The organism is Achromobacter spanius (assembly GCF_039673305.1).
GTDB lineage: Bacteria > Pseudomonadota > Gammaproteobacteria > Burkholderiales > Burkholderiaceae_B > Achromobacter > Achromobacter spanius_F.
Genome location: NZ_JBDJLJ010000041.1, coordinates 14,542 through 32,258, shown reverse-complemented (window position 1 = coordinate 32,258; position 17,717 = coordinate 14,542). Strand labels below are relative to the sequence as shown.

Here is a 17,717-nt window from a genome sequence, read left to right as displayed (position 1 = left end):
TGGCCGCACGCGCCCCGGCGGCCTCTTGTTTTCGAGGATACCTATGAAGTGGCAATTCTGGATTGATCGTGGGGGCACCTTCACCGACATCGTGGCGCGTCGTCCCGATGGCAGCACCACCACCGCGAAGATGCTGTCCGAAAACCCCGAGCAGTACCGCGATGCGGCGGTCGCCGGCATCCGCAAGCTGCTGGGCATCGCGCCGGGCCAGCCCGTGCCGGCCGACCAGGTCGAGTGCGTGAAAATGGGCACCACGGTGGCCACCAATGCCCTGCTCGAGCGCAAGGGCGAACGCACGCTGCTGGTCACCACGCGCGGTTTCCGCGATGCCCTGCGCATCGCCTACCAGAACCGCCCGCGGCTGTTTGACCGCAATGTGCTGCTGCCCGAGATGCTTTACGAATCCGTCGTCGAGGCGGACGAGCGTGTGGCCACCGACGGCGAGGTCATCCGCGCGCTGGACGAGGCAGGCCTGCGCAAGGATATGCAGGCCGCCTACGATAGCGGCATCCGCGCGGTCGCCATCGTGTTCATGCATGCCTGGCACGCCCCGGCGCACGAACAGCTGGCGGCGCGGATTGCCGCCGACATCGGTTTCACGCAGGTTTCCGTGTCGCACGAGGTCAGCCCGCTGATCAAGTTCGTGTCGCGCGGCGACACGACGGTGGTGGATGCGTACCTGTCGCCCATCCTGAAGCGCTACGTGGACCAGGTGGCCGGCGAACTGCCGGGTATCCGCCTGATGTTCATGCAGTCAAGCGGCGGCCTGACCGACGCACACCGCTTCCGCGGCAAGGACGCCATCCTGTCGGGCCCCGCCGGCGGCATCGTCGGCATGGTGCGCACCAGCGAGATCGCGGGCTTCCCGAAGGTCATCGGCTTCGACATGGGCGGCACGTCCACGGACGTGTCGCACTACGCGGGCGAATTCGAACGCGAATTCGAAACCCAGGTGGCCGGCGTGCGCATGCGCGCGCCCATGATGAGCATCCACACCGTCGCCGCCGGCGGCGGGTCCATCCTGCATTTCGATGGCGCGCGGCTGCGCGTCGGCCCGGATTCCGCCGGCGCCAACCCCGGCCCCGCGTGCTATCGCCGGGGCGGTCCGCTCGCGGTCACCGACTGCAACGTCCTGCTCGGCAAGATCCAGCCGGACTTCTTCCCCAAGGTGTTCGGACCCGAGGCCAACGAGGCACTGGACCGCGAGGCCGTGGTCGCGCGCTTTGCCGCCATGGCCGACGAGGTGCGCACGGCCACCGGGCGCGAGATGTCGCCCGAGCAACTGGCCGAGGGCTTTCTCGAAATCGCCGTGGGCAACATGGCCGAGGCCATCAAGCGCATTTCGGTGCAACGCGGCCATGACGTGACGGAGTACGCGCTGACCGTGTTCGGCGGCGCGGGCGGCCAGCATGCGTGCCTGGTGGCCGATGCGCTGGGCATGACGACGGTGTTCGCCCATCCGCTGGGCGGGGTGCTGTCGGCCTATGGCATGGGCCTGGCGGACCAGACCGACATGCGCCAGAAGACGGTCGAGAAGGTGCTGGACGCCGCGCTGATGGGCGAGCTGAAGGACGAACTGGACGTCCTGGCCGGCCAGGCGGTCGGCGAACTGCGCCGCCAGCACGTGGCGGAAGGCGACATCAGCGTGCAGCGACGCCTGCACCTGAAGTACCGCGGCACCGACACCGCGCTGGAAGTGGCCTATTCCGATCTGGAGCAGGCGCGCCGCGATTTCGAGGCCGCCTACCGCCAGCGCTATTCCTTCCTGATGCCCAACCGCGAACTCGTGGTCGAGACCATTTCGGTCGAGGCCACCGGCGGCGGCGAACGCGTGGGCGAGGCGTCGACGTCGCGCACCCGCGAGGGCGCGCTGGCCGCGCGTCGCGTGGTCAGCATGTACAGCGCCGGCGCGTGGCGCGACACGCCGCTGTACGTGCGTGAAGACATGGCCGGCGGCGACGTGGTGGCGGGTCCCGCCATCATCTCCGAACCCAACCAGACCACGGTGGTGGAACCGGGCTGGCAGGCCGAACTGACGGCCCAGGACCACTTTGTGATCCGCCGCGTCGAAGCGCGCCCGGAGCGCCGCAAGGTCGGCACGCAGGCCGACCCGGTCATGCTCGAGGTCTTCAACAACCTCTTCATGTCCATCGCCGAGCAGATGGGCTACCGCCTGCAGAACACGGCGTACTCGGTGAACATCAAAGAGCGCCTGGACTTCTCGTGCGCGATCTTCGACGCGCAGGCCCGCCTGATCGCCAACGCGCCGCACATGCCGGTGCACCTGGGATCCATGGGCGAATCGGTCCGCACGGTGATGAACGCCAACGCCGGCAAGATGATGCCGGGCGATGCCTACGTGGTGAACGATCCCTACCATGGCGGCACGCACCTGCCCGACGTCACGGTCATCACGCCGGTGTTCGACAAGGCCGGGCGCGAGATCCTGTTCTACGTGGGTTCGCGCGGCCACCATGCAGACATCGGCGGCACCACGCCGGGCTCGATGCCGCCGGATTCCAAGACGGTGGAAGACGAGGGCGTGCTGTTCACAAACTTCCAGCTGGTCAAGAACGGAGAGTTCCGCGAGCAGGCCGCGCGAGACATCCTGGGCTCGGGCCGCTGGCCGGCGCGCAATCCGGACCAGAACATCGCCGACATGCACGCGCAGATCGCCGCCAATGAAAAGGGCGTGCAGGAATTGCTTCGCATGTGCGACCACTTCGGCCTGGATGTCGTGCGCGCCTACATGGGGCACGTGCAGGACAACGCCGAAGAGGCGGTGCGCCGCGTGATCTCGGTGCTCAAGGACGGCAGCTACGAGTATCCGCTGGACAACGGCGCGGTCATTCGCGTGGCGGTGCGCGTGGATACCGCGGCGCGCAGCGCGGTGGTCGACTTCACCGGCACGTCGGCGCAGCTGGACAACAACTTCAACGCGCCGGGCGCGATCGCCGTGGCCGCGGTGCTGTACGTGTTCCGCACGATGGTCAACGACGACATCCCGCTGAACGACGGCTGCCTGGTGCCGCTGTCCATCATCGTGCCGGAAGGCTCGATGCTGCGTCCGAACCCGCCGGCCTCGGTGGTGGCGGGCAACGTGGAAACGTCCATGTGCATCGTCAACGCGCTGTACGGCGCGCTGGGCGTGCTGGCGGCCAGCCAGGGCACGATGAACAACTTCACGTTCGGCAACGCGCGGCACCAGTACTACGAGACCATCTCGGGCGGCACGGGCGCAGGTCCGGTGCGCATCGACGCGGCGGGTCCGCAGGACGAAGGGTTCGCGGGAACGTCGGTGGTGCAGGCGCACATGACCAACTCGCGCCTCACCGATCCCGAAGTCCTGGAGTTCCGGTTCCCGGTTCGGCTCGAATCCTACGAGATCCGCAAGGGCTCGGGCGGCGCGGGCCGGTATCCGGGCGGCGACGGCGGCGTGCGCCGCATCCGCTTCCTGGAAGACATGACCGCGGCGATCCTGTCGAACAACCGCCGCTTTGCGCCGTTCGGCCTGGCCGGCGGCCAGCCGGGCGCGATGGGCCGCAACACGGTCGAGCGCGCGGACGGCAGCATCCAGGAGCTCGGTCCGCAGGACAGCGCCCAGCTGCATCCGGGCGACGTGTTCGTGGTGGAAACGCCGGGAGGCGGCGGCTACGGCGCCGCCTGACCCGCGCCGGCGTGATGTCCGGTTCCGGTCAGCCGGGATCTGACATCACGTCCAGCGCGATGTCCGCGCGCGCCTTGCGGTCGTGCACGCGCAGGACCACCTCGCCATCGCGTATCTCGAAGATCGCGGTGGCGAGCGTGTTTTCGTCGTCCGGGTCGTCTCGGGCGGTGCGCAGGATAGGCAATTTGCCTTCGGTGTCGAGCAGGGCGGCGAGCATGTCCGCGCTGCCCGAGTCGGCGGACCAGCCGTCCACCAGGCCCTCGATGCGGTTCTGTCGCGCGCGCGACGAATCGGTGATGATCTGCGGCTGTCCGCGGGTCTCGACGTGCACCATGTGGTTGGCGTGGCCGTAGCGCCTGCCGATCTCCAGGATCGATACCGACCCCGGCGTGACCTCGGCGCTGATGATGCGCGGGTCCGTGGCCGCGGCCAGCGTGTGGTGAAAGCCCCCCGAATGCGGCAGGTCGCGCAGCAGGTCCAGCGCTTCGTCCAGCGTCGCGCAGTCGAGCACCGCGCGCGCCAGGAACATGCGCGGCACGCCAGGATGGCGCTGGCGCGTGCGCAGGTTGTTGATGGTCTGGACCAGCCCCGCGCGGTTTGCGCCGAACGTGTGGCCCGGCAGCGATCCCGGATAGTAGAAGCTCAGGTAGCCCGGCGCGCCTTCCAGGGCGACATCCACCAGATGGCATCGGCCGTGCAGGTAGGGATCGCCGTCTTCGTTGTGGCCGATCCAGCGCGAGCCGTCGGCGGCTTTCAGGGCCACGGAGGTGCAGCCGTCCGTGGTGCTGTGCAGCAGATCGCCCCGGCAATGCCACAGCAGCACGTCCTTGATGGGCATGCGCAACCCTTCGGCCATTCCTTCCAGTTCTTCCCAGACCTGGGGCAGGGCGGCCTGCGCCTGCTGCGCGAGTTCGTCGACGTACGGATGGCCGCGCCATGGCCTCAGGGCTTCCCAGGCGCCGCTCTGGTCCAGGTAGGCCGCCATGATGGGGCGGGCAAGTTTGCCCAGCGCCTGGCCGACCTGGCGACGGTTTCCAGCGATGCGTACGTATTTGTAGGCCATGGGAATCCTCCGGGTGTCACGCGGATTGTAAATTTTCCGGGAGCCGCCGGGTGGGGACTCATGCGTTAAGATCGTCGGTAAGTTGCGCCGGACATCCCGGCGCAACCCAGGAATCATGCCCTTACAACAACCCCGGGGTGCCTGGTGCTCCCCAAGAGGAGAGTTTCATGATCAAACGTAAAGTCGCCGCCGCTCTGGTCGGCCTGTCCGTGACCCTGTTCGGCGCCGCCTCGGCCGTCCAGGCCCAGGGCAAGGAATTGGTGGTGGCCACCGATACCGCTTTCGTGCCGTTCGAGTTCAAGCAGGGTAATACCTACACGGGCTTCGACGTGGATCTCTGGGCCGCCATCGCCAAGGAACTCAACCTCAAGTACAAGCTGCAGCCGATGGACTTCGCGGGCATCATCCCCGGCCTGCAGACCAAGAACATCGACGCCGCGCTCGCGGGCATCACGATCCGCGACGACCGCAAGAAGGTCATCGACTTCTCCGATCCCTATTACGAAAGCGGCCTGGCGATCCTGGTGGGCGAAAAGAACACCGACATCAAGGATGCCAAATCCCTGGCCGGCAAGACGGTCGCCGTCAAGACCGGCACCGCCACGGTGGACTTCCTGAAGGCCCAGGTGCCGGACGCCAAGCTCAAGCTGTTCCCCAACATCGACAACGCCTACCTGGAACTGGCCACCGGCCGTGTCGACGCCGCCGTGCACGATACCCCCAATGTCCAGTATTACGCCAACACCGCCGGCAAGGGCCGCGTGAAGGTCGTCGGCTCGGTCAAGAGCGGCGACTTCTACGGCATCGCCTTCCCCAAGGGCAGCGATCTGGTTCCGCAGGTGAACAAGGCGCTTGCCACGCTCAAGGCCAACGGCCAGTACGACGCGATCTACACCAAGTGGTTCGGCAAGAAGCCCTGACCGGCTTCGCGAGCGGCACTTTTCAAGGGCGCGCCAGCTAGGCGACGGTTAGGGGGCAGGATCCGGCGGCAACGCCGGACGCCGGCGCGGCGGCAGCCGCAAGCGGCATCGGCACCCTCCCGCGGGCGCGTCCGCCATGATGCGGCGCGCCAGCGCGCCGAAGGGGGACGATCGTGGAGTTTGACTGGGCTGTAATCGAAGGCGCGCTACCCAATCTGCTCGAGGGTACGCTCATGACCATCAAGATCACCTTCTGGGGGCTGGCGGGCGGTTTCCTGCTGGGCGCGCTCTCGGGGGTGACGCGGGCCTACGGGAACGCGATATTGTCGGGCATCGCGCAGGTCTATGTCGCGGTCATCCGCGGCACGCCGATCGTGGTGCAGGTCATGTTCATCTACTTTGCCTTGCCCCTGCTGGCGGACATCCGGGTGGACGCCGAATGGGCGGCCATCGCCACCCTCATCATCAACTCGGGGGCGTACATCTCCGAAATCGTGCGCGGGTCGCTGTTGTCGGTGCACAAGGGTTTGCGGGAAGCGGGGCAGGCGATGGGGCTGCCCTTCCACAAGATCCTGCTCCATATCATCGGCCCGGTCGCGTTCAGGCGCATGATTCCGCCGCTGGGCAACCAGTGCATCATCAGCCTGAAGGACTCATCGCTGTTCATCGTGATCGGGGTGGCCGAGCTGACCCGGCAAGGCCAAGAGATCATGGCCAGCAACTTCCGTGCGGTTGAAATCTGGTCCGCGGTCGCGATCATCTACCTGATCCTGACCGGCCTGATGGCGCTGGGCCTGCACCTGGTGGAAAAAAGGATGCGCATCCTATGAGCATGGTCGAATTTCATAACGTCACCAAGCGCTTCGGCGAATCCACGGTGCTCAATGGCATTTCGCTCAACATCGACGCGGGCGAGGTCGTGGTGGTGGTCGGCCCCTCGGGGTCCGGCAAGTCCACCTTCCTGCGCTGCATCAACGTGCTGGAAACCATCAACGACGGCGATCTGCTGGTCGATGGCCTGAGCGTGAAGGGAGATCCAGCGCAAGTGCGCGAGATCCGGCGCGAGGCGGGCATGGTCTTCCAGCAGTTCAATCTGTTTCCGCAGATGACGGCGCTTGAGAACGTGATGTTCGGGCCGGTGCATACGCGCGGGCAGGGCCGCGCCGAGGCGCGGGAAGAGGCCAAGGCGCTGCTGGCCAAGGTTGGCCTGGCCGAGCGCATGAACCACTACCCGGCGGAACTCTCTGGCGGTCAGCAGCAGCGGGTGGCGATCGCCCGCGCGTTGGCGATCAAGCCCAAGCTCATGCTGTTCGACGAACCCACGTCCGCGCTCGATCCCGAGCTGCGCCACGAGGTGCTCAAGGTGATGCGCGACCTGGCGGAAGAGGGCATGACGATGGTGGTCGTCACGCACGAAATGGAGTTCGCGCGCAAGGTCGGCAGCCGATTGATCTTCATCGACGCCGGCAAGGTCGCGCACGATGGCCCGCCCGAAGACCTGCTGACCAATCCGCCCAGCCAGCGGCTCAAGGACTTCCTGCAGCACGTGACCTGAGGCCGCGAAAAAAAAGCGTCCGGCCATGCCGGACGCCTTGTTTCCTGCGGCTCAAGCCGAGGCTCAGCCTTTCACGCGGACGATCTTCTGGACCTGCGGCACGTGCCGGATGGCGCGGATGACCTGGGCCAGGTGCTTGCGGCTGTCTACCTGGATGGTCAGGTGCAGCGACACCGTGGACACCGCGTCGTCGTGCATCGTGACATGCATGATGTTGGCGTCGGCGGCGGTGACTTCCGCCGCCAGCCGGCCGAGCACGCCTCGCTCGTTGCGCGTGATGATGTCCAGGCGGGTGGCCAGGTGCTTGGCGGTGTGGGCGTCCCAGCCGACGTTGATCCAGCGTTCGGGTTCGCGCAGGCGCTGGCGCAAGGCCACCGGGCAATCGGCGGTGTGCACCACCAGCCCATGGCCCATGCGCATGCCGGCCACGATGGGGTCGCCCGGCAGCGGGCCGCAGCAAGGCGCAAGCTGGACGGCCTGGCCTTCGTTGCCCTGGATCAGGATGGGCGCGCTGCGCGCCGAGGTCAGTTCGTCCACCGCGGCGGCGGTGGTGGCCACCAGTTGATGTTCGGGCGCGAAACGGCGGGCCACGACGGCGGCCAGGCGCTTGCCCAGCCCGATGTCGGCCAGGATTTCCTCGCGGGAGCTGGCGCCCGTGCTGCGCGCCAGCTTCTGCCAGGCCGGATCGTCCGTGGCGGGCAGCGGCATGTGCAGCTCTTGCAGGGCCTGGCCCAGCAGGCGCTCGCCGAAGGCAACCGACTCTTCGTACTTGACCGTGCGCAGGTAGTGCCGGATTTCCGAGCGGGCCCGGCCGGTGCGTACATAGTTGAGCCACTGCGCATTGGGGCGCGAAGCGGGCGAGGTGACGATCTCGACCGTGTCGCCGCTGTTGAGTTCGGTGCGCAGCGGCACGAACTCGCCGTTGACCTTGGCGGCGACGGCCTGGTTGCCGATGTCGGTGTGGATCGCGTAGGCGAAATCCACCGGCGTTGCGCCGCGGGGCAGGGAAATGATCTTGCCGCGGGGCGTGAACACATAGACCGCGTCCGGGAACAGATCGACCTTGACGTGTTCCAGGAATTCGCCGGAATCCCCGGTCTGGCTCTGGATGTCCAGCAGCGACTGCAGCCATTGGTGCGTGCGCTTCTGCAGGTCGTTGAGGGTAAGGTCTGCGCCCTTGTACAGCCAGTGCGAGGCCACGCCTTCTTCGGCGACATGGTGCATGTCGCGCGTGCGGAACTGGAATTCCACCGGCGTGCCGTAGGGGCCCACCAGCGTCGTGTGCAGGGACTGGTAGCCGTTCACCTTGGGAATGGCGATGTAGTCCTTGAACTTGCCGGGCACGGGCCGGTAGAGCTGATGCAGCGTGCCCAGCGCCAGATAGCATTCCGGCAGCGTATGGACCACGACGCGAAAGCCGTAGATGTCCAGGACGTCCGAGAACGACTTTTTCTGGTCGACCATCTTGCGGTAGATGCCGAACAGGGTTTTCTCGCGCCCGCTGACTTCGGCCTCGATGCCGGCGGCGGGCAGGGCCGCGCGCACGGAATCGGCGATCTTGGTGATGACCTCTCGGCGGTTGCCGCGCGCGGCCAGGACGGCCTTGTACAGCACCTGGTAGCGGTTCGGGTACATCGCGGCGAAGCACAGGTCCTGCAGTTCGCGGAACAGCAGGTTCAGGCCCAGGCGATGCGCGATGGGCGCGTAGATGTCCAGGGTCTCGCGGGCGATGCGTCGCCGCTTATCAGGATTGACCGCGTCCAGCGTGCGCATGTTGTGCAGGCGGTCGGCCAGCTTGATGAGGATGACGCGCACGTCGCGCGCCATTGCCAGGAGCATTTTGCGGAAGCTCTCGGCCTGCTGCTCGGCCTTGGTGGCGAAGTCCAGGCGGTCCAGTTTGGACAGCCCGTCCACCAGTTCGGCCACTTCAGGGCCGAATTTCTCGGCAAGCTCGTGCTTGGCGATGCCCTGGTCTTCCATCACGTCGTGCAGCAAGGCCGCGGACAGCGCGTTGACGTCGAGCTTCCAGCCCGCGCAGATTTCGGTGACGGCGATGGGATGCGAGATGTAGGGCGAGCCGCTGGCGCGGAACTGGCCCAGGTGCGCCTGATCCGCGAAGCGATAGGCTTCGCGCACGCGTTCTACATCTTTCTTGTCGAGATAGCTGCCGATGATTTCGGTCAGCGGCGCCAGCGAGGCGACCGGCGAGGCGGTCGTGTCCGCCGCTTCTTGTGCGGCGACGGACGGTGGCGTAGGGGAATTCTTGTCTTTCTTGCCCGTGCGGCGCCCTAGGCGGGAGCCGGCACGAAGTGCGGCAAGCAGACCAGATGAAGCGTACTTCAGCCCGGGAAAAGCCATGCTTGCCGCCCCCCGGAAATGATCAGGTGGGAACTTTACGCAGCATTTCCACGCCGGTTAGGCCGCCCGCGATTTCGCGCAGTGCTGTGACCGTGGGCTTGTCTTTGCTGTCCAGGCGCGGGGCATGGCCTTGCGCCAATTCACGGGCGCGGTACGTTGCGGCCAGCGTGAGCTTGAAACGGTTGGGGATTTGATTCAGACAGTCTTCGACGGTAATGCGAGCCATTAGGACACCTGGTGCTGATGGAAGATGGGGAGAATGCGTTCGGCTCAGTGTTCGGCCGGAATGCCAAGTTGCGCAAACAACTGGGCATGGCGGGCGGCCTGAGACGAAAAGCGCAGCCGTGCGGCGCTGACTATTTGGGTCAGTTCCGACAGGGCCACGCTAAATTCTTGATTAATAATAACATATTCGCATTCAGGCGCATGGGCGATTTCGCCGCCCGCGGCCATGAGCCGGCGCGCGATGACTTGCGGCTCGTCCTGGCCGCGCGCCTTCAGGCGGTTTTCGAGTTCGTCGATAGACGGCGGCAGCACGAATATGCCGATGGCGCGGGGGAAGCGCTGCTTCACCTGGCGCGCGCCTTGCCAGTCGATTTCGAGGAGCACGTCGCGGCCCTGGCTGGTGGCTTCGTCGATGCGGTCGCGCGGCGTGCCGTAGAAATTGCCATGGACTTCAGCCCATTCCAGCAGGTTCTGGGCTTCGCGCATGAGCTTGAATTCGTCGGACGACACAAAGCGGTATTCGCGGCCGTCTTCTTCGCCGGGCCGGGGCGCGCGCGTCGTGCAGGAAATGGACAGCAGGATGGAGGGATCCTGGGCAAGCAAAGCCTTCACGAGGCTGGACTTGCCGGCGCCGCTGGGCGCGACGACCATGAAGACGTTTCCGGGAGTGGCGTGCATGAATGAATGTGACCGGCGTGTGATGCTAAGACTCGAAGAATAGCAAATCGCGGCCGATCGCGCGGCCTGGGGCACGGGGATGGCGGCCGGTGCGCCATGGGAACTGCGGCGCTTTCTTCTGCTTACGCAGTGCGCTGAAACTGTGTTGCGCTTGGAACCTTCGCTTGCAGCATCGGCGGGGCGATTCGGGTAGCATTTCGCCGGTTGATAAGAAGGAGAATCCGATGAACACGAACGAGATCGATCCGCCCCGCGTAGCGCTGGTCACCGGCGCCGGCACCGGCATAGGCCGCGCGGTGGCCCTGGAATTCCTGGCCCAGGGTTACCGGGTCGTGCTGGCCGGCCGCCGGCGCGAGCCCCTGGAAGCGACCCGCACGGCGGCGGGGGAAGACGGACTGCGTGCGCTGGTGGTGCCCACGGACGTGTCCGACGAGCAAGCCGTGCGCGATCTGTTCGATACCGCCCAGCGCGAATACGGCCGCCTGGACGTGCTTTTCAATAATGCCGGACGCGGCGCGCCGGCCGTGCCGATCGAAGAGCTGCCGGTTGCGGTCTGGCGCGAAGTGGTCGACACCAACCTGACCGGCTTGTTCCTGTGCGCCCAGGCCGCCATCCGCATCATGAAGGCCCAGACGCCGCGCGGCGGCCGCATCATCAACAACGGCTCGATTTCCGCGCACGCGCCGCGGCCGTTCTCCATCGCCTACACCGCCACCAAGCATGCGGTGACGGGGCTGACCAAGTCGATTTCGCTGGATTGCCGGCCTTACGGCATCGCCTGCGGCCAGATCGACATCGGCAACGCGGCCACCGACATGACGGAGCGCATGGCCGCCGGCATCCTGCAGGCCGACGGCAGCACCAAGGTCGAGCCGCGCATGGATGTGGCGCACGTCGCCCAGGCGGTGGCCGCAATGGCCCGCCTGCCGCTGGAAGCCAACGTGCAGTTCATGACGATCATGGCGACCAACATGCCCTTCGTGGGCCGCGGCTGATTCAGCCGAAGTCGCCTGATCGGCGCCGGCACGGCGTGCCGGCCCCTTTGCGATCAATCCCCTGGGCGCCCGCCGGGCGCCGTCCGCCGGACTTGCGCTCAGCGCGAGGCCTGGGCGAGCATCTGCTTGGGCGTCGTGTCCAGGTAGGCGCGGGCGCCGACGTAGCGCTTGGCCCAATAGGCGGTCTTCATGTCGTCCACCCGCACCTTGGTGCCGCGGCGCGGCGCGTGGACGAATTTGTTCTGGCCGATATAGATGCCGACGTGGGAGGTCACGCCGCGACCGCGCGTGGCAAAGAACACCAGGTCGCCGGGGCGCAGTTCTTTCTTGGCCGAGACGGTCTGTCCCTCGCTGCGCTGGGCGCGTGCGGTGCGGGGCAGGTCCAGGCCGGCGATTTCGCGGAAGACATACAAGACCAGGCCGCTGCAATCGAAACCTTCGGCGTCGTCGCCGCCCCAGCTATAGGGGGTACCGATGGCATCCAGGCCTGCCTGGACGACGCGGTCACGCAGGGTGGGCACGGTGGGTTCTTGCGCCAGGCGCAGGCCACTGAGGGTGGGGCGGGCTTGTTCGGCGGGCAGGGACGCCTGGGCGGCGCCGGGAATCCAGGACAGCGTCAGGGCCAGGAGGGGCGCTGACAGGAATGCGGGAGTGCGGAAATTGGCAAATCGAGCTTTTCGCGTGGGCGGAGTCATTACGTCACTTCAAGAATCGGAGTGGGCGGCATGGCTTTGCCCGGGGGAGGGCAAGCCGGCGGAAAGGGGGAGGCTCACGGGCAGAACACCCGGAACGCTTCACGATTATAGTGTAATAAAGTTTCATTACATTTGTAGTGCAATGCAGCATTCTGGGGCCGGACGGGTTACGCGCCGCCCCGCGGAACTCGTAACGGGACCCTCATTTGGGAGCGCCGGGTACCCGACACGGACCCGCGCGCGCTGCAACCTCTGCAGATGACACTTCATATTGCATGCGCTCGTGCATAATCGACGGCATCGGTCCGGGCCTTCGGGCTTGCCTGCCGCCCGGGGCCGAGGATGCGAGCAAGACAGATAAGAAGGTGAAGCAAATAAGAAGGCGGAGTAAAGCTCAATGATGAACGCAGTACACCCTTTGTCGTCCATGGACCGGCCTGACGCCTTGCCCTTCGAACCCTTCCAGGACGCGGAATCCGCGGTCGACCGGCTGGTCGAAATCTACGCCCGCAACACGGCTTTCCTGCGGGCCGCGTTCCGCGAAGTCCTGAAGGGAACCGGTAACGGCCGTGAACGGGCCCGGGCCTACTACCCGGCCATCCGCATCGTCGTGGAAACCTACGACCCCATCGATACCCGGCTGTCCTACGGCCACGTGGCCGAACCCGGCATCTACCAGACGACCATCACCCAGCCGGCGCTGTTCCGCGACTACCTGATCGAGCAGGTCGGCCAGCTGCTGCAGAACCACCGGGTGGCGGTCGAAGTCGGCGAGTCCGATTCGCCGATTCCCCTGCATTTCGCCTTCCCCGAGGGCGCCTACGTGGAAGGCGAGCACCTGGAGGCGCTCAAGCGCCCGTTGCGCGACCTGTTCGACGTGCCGGACCTGGCAGTGACGGACGACGCCATCGTCAATGGCTCCTGGCGCGGCAAGGAAGGCGAGCCCAAGCCGCTGGCGCCGTTCACCGCGCAGCGCGTGGACTACTCCCTGCATCGGCTGCAGCACTACACATCCACCGCGCCGGCGCATTTCCAGAATTTCGTGCTGTTCACCAACTACCAGTTCTACGTGGACGAGTTCTGCGCCCGGGCGCGCGCGCTGATGGCCAGCGGCAACGAAGACTACGAAATGCTGGTCGAACCCGGCAACCGCATCACGCGACGCGGCGAAAGCGGCCCGGGCGATGAGGGCCAGACGGTCCGGCTGCCGCAGATGCCCGCGTACCACCTGGTGCGTGGCGACCATTCCGGCATCACGTTGGTGAACATCGGCGTGGGGCCGTCCAACGCCAAGACCATCACCGACCATATCGCCGTGCTGCGCCCGCACGCCTGGCTGATGCTTGGGCATTGCGCCGGCCTGCGGGATTCGCAGCGGCTGGGCGACTACGTGCTGGCGCACGGCTACGTGCGCGAGGACCACGTCCTGGACGCCGACCTTCCCACCTGGGTGCCGGTGCCCGCGCTGGCCGAGGTGCAGGTGGCGCTGGAACAGGCGGTGGAAGAAGTGGCGGGGCTGTCCGGCTGGGACCTCAAGCGCATCATGCGCACGGGGACCGTGGCGACCATCGACAACCGCAACTGGGAGCTGCGGGACCATGTCGAACTCGTGGAGCGTTTCGCGCAGTCGCGGGCGATCGCGCTGGACATGGAATCGGCCACCATTGCGGCGAACGGCTTTCGCTTCCGGGTGCCGTACGGCACCTTGCTGTGCGTGTCCGACAAGCCGCTGCACGGCGAGCTCAAGTTGCCGGGCATGGCCAGCGCGTTCTACCGCCGCCAGGTCAACCAGCACCTGGAAATCGGCATCCGGGCCCTCGAGCGCCTGCGCGACATGCCGCCGGAACGGCTGCACTCGCGCAAGCTGCGCACCTTCATGGAAACGGCGTTTCAATAATTCCGTGAGCTGGCGGCGCGTCGCGCGGACGATCCGTCCCCGGCGCGCCGCCGTTTTTCATGTCGGGGGCGATTGCGCTATTCTCGCCCGTTGCTCGGAAATCCCCGGGCGCCCGGGGTTGCTTGCGCGGGCGCCTTCAAGACGTGAAGGAATGCATTTTGGCACCATCGGAACACGATGATCGCCGCTCAGGCGGCACGCGCAAAGCGGACGGGAACGGCCCTTCCGAATTGCGGCGCACGCTGTCCGCGCGCCATCTGACCATGATTGCGGTGGGCGGGTCGATCGGCACGGGGTTGTTCGTGGCCTCGGGCGCGACCATTGCCAAGGCCGGCCCCGGCGGCGCGTTGCTGGGCTATGTGCTGATCGGCATCATGGTCTATTTCCTGATGACCAGCCTGGGCGAGCTGGCGGCGGCCATGCCGGTGTCGGGCTCGTTTTCCACGTACGGCGCGCGCTACGTCGAGGACGGCTTCGGCTTCGCGCTGGGCTGGAACTATTGGTACAACTGGGCGGTCACCGTGGCGGTGGACCTGGTGGCGGCGCAGCTCGTCATGGCGTACTGGTTTCCGGACGTGCCGGGCTTTTACTGGAGCGCCTTGTTCCTGGCGATCACTTTCGGACTGAACGCCATGTCCGCCCGCGGCTTCGGCGAAGCTGAGTTCTGGTTCGCCCTGATCAAGGTGCTGGCCGTGCTGGGTTTCGTCGCGATGGGCGTGATGATGCTGCTGGGCATCATCCGCGGCGGCGAAACCGGCGGGCTGGCCAACTGGACCGTGGGCGACGCGCCTTTCGCGGGCGGCTTCGCCGCGCTGATCGGCGTGGCGATGGTCGTGGGGTTTTCGTTCCAGGGGACGGAGCTGATCGGCATCGCGGCGGGCGAATCCAAGGACCCGGCGCGCAACCTGCCGCGCGCCGTGCGGCAGGTGTTCTGGCGCATCCTGCTGTTCTACGTGGCGGCGATCCTGGTCATCGGCCTGCTCATTCCCTATACCGATCCGCACCTGCTGCGCAATGATGTCGAGGACATCAGCGTCAGCCCCTTCGCCCTGATCTTCGAGCGCGCGGGCTTGCTGGGGGCGGCCTCCATCATGAACGCCGTCGTGCTGACTTCCGTGCTGTCGGCCGGAAACTCCGGCATGTACGCGGCCACGCGCATGCTCTACAGCCTGGCCCGCGAAGGCAAGGCGCCGCGCATCTTCGGCCGCATTTCGCGCAGCGGCGTGCCGCTGTGGGCGCTGCTGGCAACCACGGTCGTGGCCGCGCTGTGTTTCTTCACGTTCATCTTCAGCCCGAACGCCGTCTACATCTGGCTGCTGAACACGTCGGGAATGACGGGGTTCATCGCGTGGCTGGGCATCGCGATCAGCCATTACCGGTTCCGCCGGGGCTACGTGAAGCAGGGCAACAGCCTGGCCGATCTGCCGTATGTGTCGCCGTTTTTCCCCTTTGGCCCGATCTTCGCGTTCGTGCTGTGCCTGGTCATCACGCTGGGCCAGAACTACCAGGCTTTCCTGCAGGACAAAATCGACTGGGGCGGCGTGGTCGCCACCTATATCGGCATTCCGCTGTTCCTGCTGATCTGGGCCGGCTACCGGCTGGCGCGCGGTTCGCGCTTCGTGAATTACCGCGACATGCGGTTCCCGGATGCGCGCGCCCGGAGCGCCTACCTGGATTCGGCCCTGCGGGGCGAGCCCGCCACGGGCGAAGTCCGGTAAGTCGGGGCGGCGCGCGCGCTGCCTACTCGATGTTCTGCGCCTGTTCGCGCATCTGCTCGATCAGCAGCTTCAGATCCATGGCGGCGCGGGTGACTTCCATGCTGCCGGCCTTGGAGCCCAGCGTGTTGGCCTCGCGGTTCATTTCCTGGAACAGGAAGTCCAGGCGCTTGCCGGCGCTGCCGGCATTTTTCTTGCCGCCGGCCGATTTGCCGCCGCCGTCGGTCAGCAGGTGGCGCAGTTCTTCCAGGTGCGAGCGCAGGCGCGACAGCTCTTCCGCCACGTCGATGCGCAGGGCGAACAGGTTGGCTTCCTGCGACAGGCGCTCGGACAGCTCCGCGCCCGAGATGTGGGTGAAGCCGCCGGGGAAGGCGGATTCCACGCTTTCGCGCAGCTTGGCCGCCTGCTTTTCCCGGTGGTCGGCCAGCAGCTGGGGCAGATGCGCCTGGACGATGTCGACCACGCGCGCGACGCCATCGGCGCACTCGCGCATCATGCCGGCCAGGCGCTCGCCTTCGCGCTCGCGGCCTTCCTGCAGCTGGGTCAGCGCCTGTTGCGCGGCCTGCAGGCAGGCCGCGCCCCAGATCTGCGGATCAAGCGCGTCGTTGCCGCGCTGGCCGGGCCAGTTGAACAATTCGGCCAGGCGCGGGGGCGCGATGTCGGGGACGATGCGGCGGGCGGCCTGCAGCTGTTCGGCCAGGCTCTCCAGCCAGGCGGGATCCAGCTTGGACAGGTCGGCACTGGCGGCGCGGGTGAAGGAAACGCGGATCTCGACCTTGCCCCGGGCCAGATTGGCGGTGAGCAGTTCGCGCAGAGGCGTTTCCACGTGCCGCAGTTCGTCGGGCAGGCGGAAGTACAGGTCGAGAAAGCGGCTGTTGACGCTGCGCAGTTCTATGGCAAGCGTGCCTTGTTCTAAGTCTGCGCGGGCGTTGCCGAAGGCGGTCATGCTGCGGATCATGATGTGCGTGTCCTGGTGATTCTTGGAGTAGGAACCGGTTGCGCCGGGGCCCGCGGCGGCCGGGTGCTGGCGCGCGGGTCTGTGTTTTCAACCGGATACATCGCGGCAGGATACTCCAAGCGCGATTTTCCCGTGGCGCCAGCCCGTACAATGCCGCGAATCGAACCCACACGTCTGGAGCCTGCCCCGTGACCACTACCCCCGCCATTGCCCGCCCCTCGGGCCGCGCCGTCGATCAACTGCGCCCGTTCACCCTGGAGCGCGGATTCACGCGCTACGCCGAGGGATCGGTGCTGGTGAAGGCCGGCGACACCCATGTGCTGTGTACGGCCAGCGTCCTGGACAAGGTACCGCCTTTCCTGAAGGGCAAGGGGGAAGGCTGGGTAACGGCTGAATACGGCATGTTGCCGCGGGCCACGCACACGCGCGGCGACCGCGAGGCCGCGCGCGGCAAGCAAAGCGGCCGCACGCAGGAGATCCAGCGGCTGATCGGCCGCAGCCTGCGCGCCGTGTTCGACATGCAGGCGCTCGGCGAGCGCACGCTGCACCTGGATTGCGACGTGCTGCAGGCCGACGGCGGCACGCGCTGCGCCAGCATCACCGGCGCCTGGGTGGCGGCGGCCGACGCGGTCGCGCTGCTGATGAAGCGCGGCGACCTGGCCGTCAATCCCATCCGCGATGCGGTGGCAGCGGTATCGGTGGGCCTGGTGCAGGGCCGCGCGGTGCTGGACCTGGACTACCAGGAAGACTCGGCCTGCGATGCCGACGTCAATGTGATCATGACGGGCAGCGGCGCGTTCGTGGAAGTGCAGGGCACGGGCGAAGGCGCGACCTTCACCCGCGCGGAGCTGGACACGATGCTGATGCTGGCCGAGGGAGGCATCGCCAGCCTGGTGCGCGAGCAGCGGGCCGCGCTGGCTTGAAGCCGGCCATTGCGGGGCCGCACACCGCGGCTTCGCGAGGCGCGGGCGCGGCGTGCCGTCCTGACCCG

At 66.7% G+C, this 17,717-nt stretch carries 14 protein-coding genes; 8 read left to right on the top strand and 6 right to left on the bottom strand.

Annotation, left to right across the window (positions count from 1 at the left end; translation table 11 throughout):
• Window positions 1–43: 43 nt before the first annotated feature.
• The gene (locus ABE485_RS23365; RefSeq protein WP_346517627.1) at window positions 44–3,667 is read left to right on the top strand and encodes a hydantoinase B/oxoprolinase family protein; all 3,624 of its coding nucleotides are present in this window, start codon (window positions 44–46) and stop codon (window positions 3,665–3,667) included.
• 28 nt (window positions 3,668–3,695) lie between these two features.
• Here ABE485_RS23365 and ABE485_RS23360 read toward each other — a convergent pair whose 3' ends face one another.
• Window positions 3,696–4,730: a C45 family peptidase gene (locus tag ABE485_RS23360; protein ID WP_346517626.1), complete on the bottom strand. Its 1,035-nt coding sequence runs from the start codon at window positions 4,728–4,730 to the stop codon at window positions 3,696–3,698.
• Between the two features lie 167 nt (window positions 4,731–4,897).
• Here ABE485_RS23360 and glnH point away from each other — a divergent pair, with 167 nt between their 5' ends.
• The 3 genes from glnH to glnQ all read left to right on the top strand — a co-directional run bounded on the left by glnH (window position 4,898) and on the right by glnQ (window position 7,205).
• Window positions 4,898–5,650 (top strand): glutamine ABC transporter substrate-binding protein GlnH, encoded by a 753-nt coding sequence (gene glnH, locus ABE485_RS23355; RefSeq protein ID WP_346517625.1) that lies wholly within the window; start codon window positions 4,898–4,900, stop codon window positions 5,648–5,650.
• 173 nt (window positions 5,651–5,823) lie between these two features.
• On the top strand, window positions 5,824–6,480 hold the full coding sequence (gene glnP / locus ABE485_RS23350) for a glutamine ABC transporter permease GlnP (protein ID WP_346517624.1): 657 nt from the start codon (window positions 5,824–5,826) through the stop codon (window positions 6,478–6,480).
• Window positions 6,477–7,205 (top strand): glutamine ABC transporter ATP-binding protein GlnQ, encoded by a 729-nt coding sequence (glnQ, locus tag ABE485_RS23345; protein ID WP_346517623.1) that lies wholly within the window; start codon window positions 6,477–6,479, stop codon window positions 7,203–7,205. The genes glnP and glnQ overlap by 4 nt, the downstream gene beginning before the upstream one ends.
• A gap of 63 nt (window positions 7,206–7,268) precedes the next feature.
• Here the strand turns inward: glnQ and ABE485_RS23340 are convergent, their stop codons facing one another.
• From ABE485_RS23340 to gmk, 3 genes are read right to left on the bottom strand one after another with little or no spacing between them, the layout of a single operon-like run.
• Window positions 7,269–9,563 (bottom strand): RelA/SpoT family protein, encoded by a 2,295-nt coding sequence (locus ABE485_RS23340; RefSeq protein ID WP_346517622.1) that lies wholly within the window; start codon window positions 9,561–9,563, stop codon window positions 7,269–7,271.
• Window positions 9,564–9,585: 22 nt separating this feature from the next.
• The gene (gene rpoZ / locus ABE485_RS23335; protein ID WP_006219679.1) at window positions 9,586–9,789 is read right to left on the bottom strand and encodes a DNA-directed RNA polymerase subunit omega; all 204 of its coding nucleotides are present in this window, start codon (window positions 9,787–9,789) and stop codon (window positions 9,586–9,588) included.
• 44 nt (window positions 9,790–9,833) lie between these two features.
• Window positions 9,834–10,466: a guanylate kinase gene (gene gmk, locus ABE485_RS23330; RefSeq protein WP_346517621.1), complete on the bottom strand. Its 633-nt coding sequence runs from the start codon at window positions 10,464–10,466 to the stop codon at window positions 9,834–9,836.
• Between the two features lie 224 nt (window positions 10,467–10,690).
• On the opposite strand from gmk, the gene ABE485_RS23325 reads away from it, so the two are divergent.
• Window positions 10,691–11,461 (top strand): SDR family oxidoreductase, encoded by a 771-nt coding sequence (locus ABE485_RS23325; RefSeq protein ID WP_346517620.1) that lies wholly within the window; start codon window positions 10,691–10,693, stop codon window positions 11,459–11,461.
• A 98-nt stretch (window positions 11,462–11,559) separates the two neighbouring features.
• Here the strand turns inward: ABE485_RS23325 and ABE485_RS23320 are convergent, their stop codons facing one another.
• Entirely contained in the window at window positions 11,560–12,156 is a 597-nt protein-coding gene (locus tag ABE485_RS23320; RefSeq protein WP_346517619.1) for a C40 family peptidase, read from the bottom strand.
• Between the two features lie 397 nt (window positions 12,157–12,553).
• On the opposite strand from ABE485_RS23320, the gene ABE485_RS23315 reads away from it, so the two are divergent.
• Window positions 12,554–14,053, top strand: coding sequence for an AMP nucleosidase (locus ABE485_RS23315; protein ID WP_430795463.1), 1,500 nt, complete (start codon window positions 12,554–12,556; stop codon window positions 14,051–14,053).
• Between the two features lie 230 nt (window positions 14,054–14,283).
• Window positions 14,284–15,771 (top strand): amino acid permease, encoded by a 1,488-nt coding sequence (locus ABE485_RS23310; protein ID WP_346517640.1) that lies wholly within the window; start codon window positions 14,284–14,286, stop codon window positions 15,769–15,771.
• 22 nt (window positions 15,772–15,793) lie between these two features.
• On the opposite strand, the gene ABE485_RS23305 is transcribed toward ABE485_RS23310, so the two are convergent.
• Window positions 15,794–16,726, bottom strand: a complete 933-nt coding sequence (locus ABE485_RS23305; protein ID WP_346517618.1) for a YicC/YloC family endoribonuclease — start codon at window positions 16,724–16,726, stop codon at window positions 15,794–15,796.
• Window positions 16,727–16,914: 188 nt separating this feature from the next.
• Here ABE485_RS23305 and rph point away from each other — a divergent pair, with 188 nt between their 5' ends.
• Window positions 16,915–17,649 (top strand): ribonuclease PH, encoded by a 735-nt coding sequence (gene rph, locus ABE485_RS23300; protein WP_346517617.1) that lies wholly within the window; start codon window positions 16,915–16,917, stop codon window positions 17,647–17,649.
• Window positions 17,650–17,717 lie beyond the last annotated feature (68 nt).

Excerpts from the sequence above, each read along its gene's own strand:
- ABE485_RS23320 (WP_346517619.1), bottom strand. The coding sequence starts at position 12,156 with ATGACTCCGCCCACGCGAAAAGCTCGATTTGCCAATTTCCGCACTCCC.
- rpoZ (WP_006219679.1), bottom strand. The coding sequence starts at position 9,789 with ATGGCTCGCATTACCGTCGAAGACTGTCTGAATCAAATCCCCAACCGT.
- ABE485_RS23315 (WP_430795463.1), top strand. The coding sequence starts at position 12,554 with ATGATGAACGCAGTACACCCTTTGTCGTCCATGGACCGGCCTGACGCC.
- gmk (WP_346517621.1), bottom strand. The coding sequence starts at position 10,466 with ATGCACGCCACTCCCGGAAACGTCTTCATGGTCGTCGCGCCCAGCGGC.
- ABE485_RS23365 (WP_346517627.1), top strand. The coding sequence starts at position 44 with ATGAAGTGGCAATTCTGGATTGATCGTGGGGGCACCTTCACCGACATC.
- ABE485_RS23305 (WP_346517618.1), bottom strand. The coding sequence starts at position 16,726 with ATGATCCGCAGCATGACCGCCTTCGGCAACGCCCGCGCAGACTTAGAA.
- ABE485_RS23360 (WP_346517626.1), bottom strand. The coding sequence starts at position 4,730 with ATGGCCTACAAATACGTACGCATCGCTGGAAACCGTCGCCAGGTCGGC.
- glnH (WP_346517625.1), top strand. The coding sequence starts at position 4,898 with ATGATCAAACGTAAAGTCGCCGCCGCTCTGGTCGGCCTGTCCGTGACC.
- glnQ (WP_346517623.1), top strand. The coding sequence starts at position 6,477 with ATGAGCATGGTCGAATTTCATAACGTCACCAAGCGCTTCGGCGAATCC.
- ABE485_RS23340 (WP_346517622.1), bottom strand. The coding sequence starts at position 9,563 with ATGGCTTTTCCCGGGCTGAAGTACGCTTCATCTGGTCTGCTTGCCGCA.
- ABE485_RS23325 (WP_346517620.1), top strand. The coding sequence starts at position 10,691 with ATGAACACGAACGAGATCGATCCGCCCCGCGTAGCGCTGGTCACCGGC.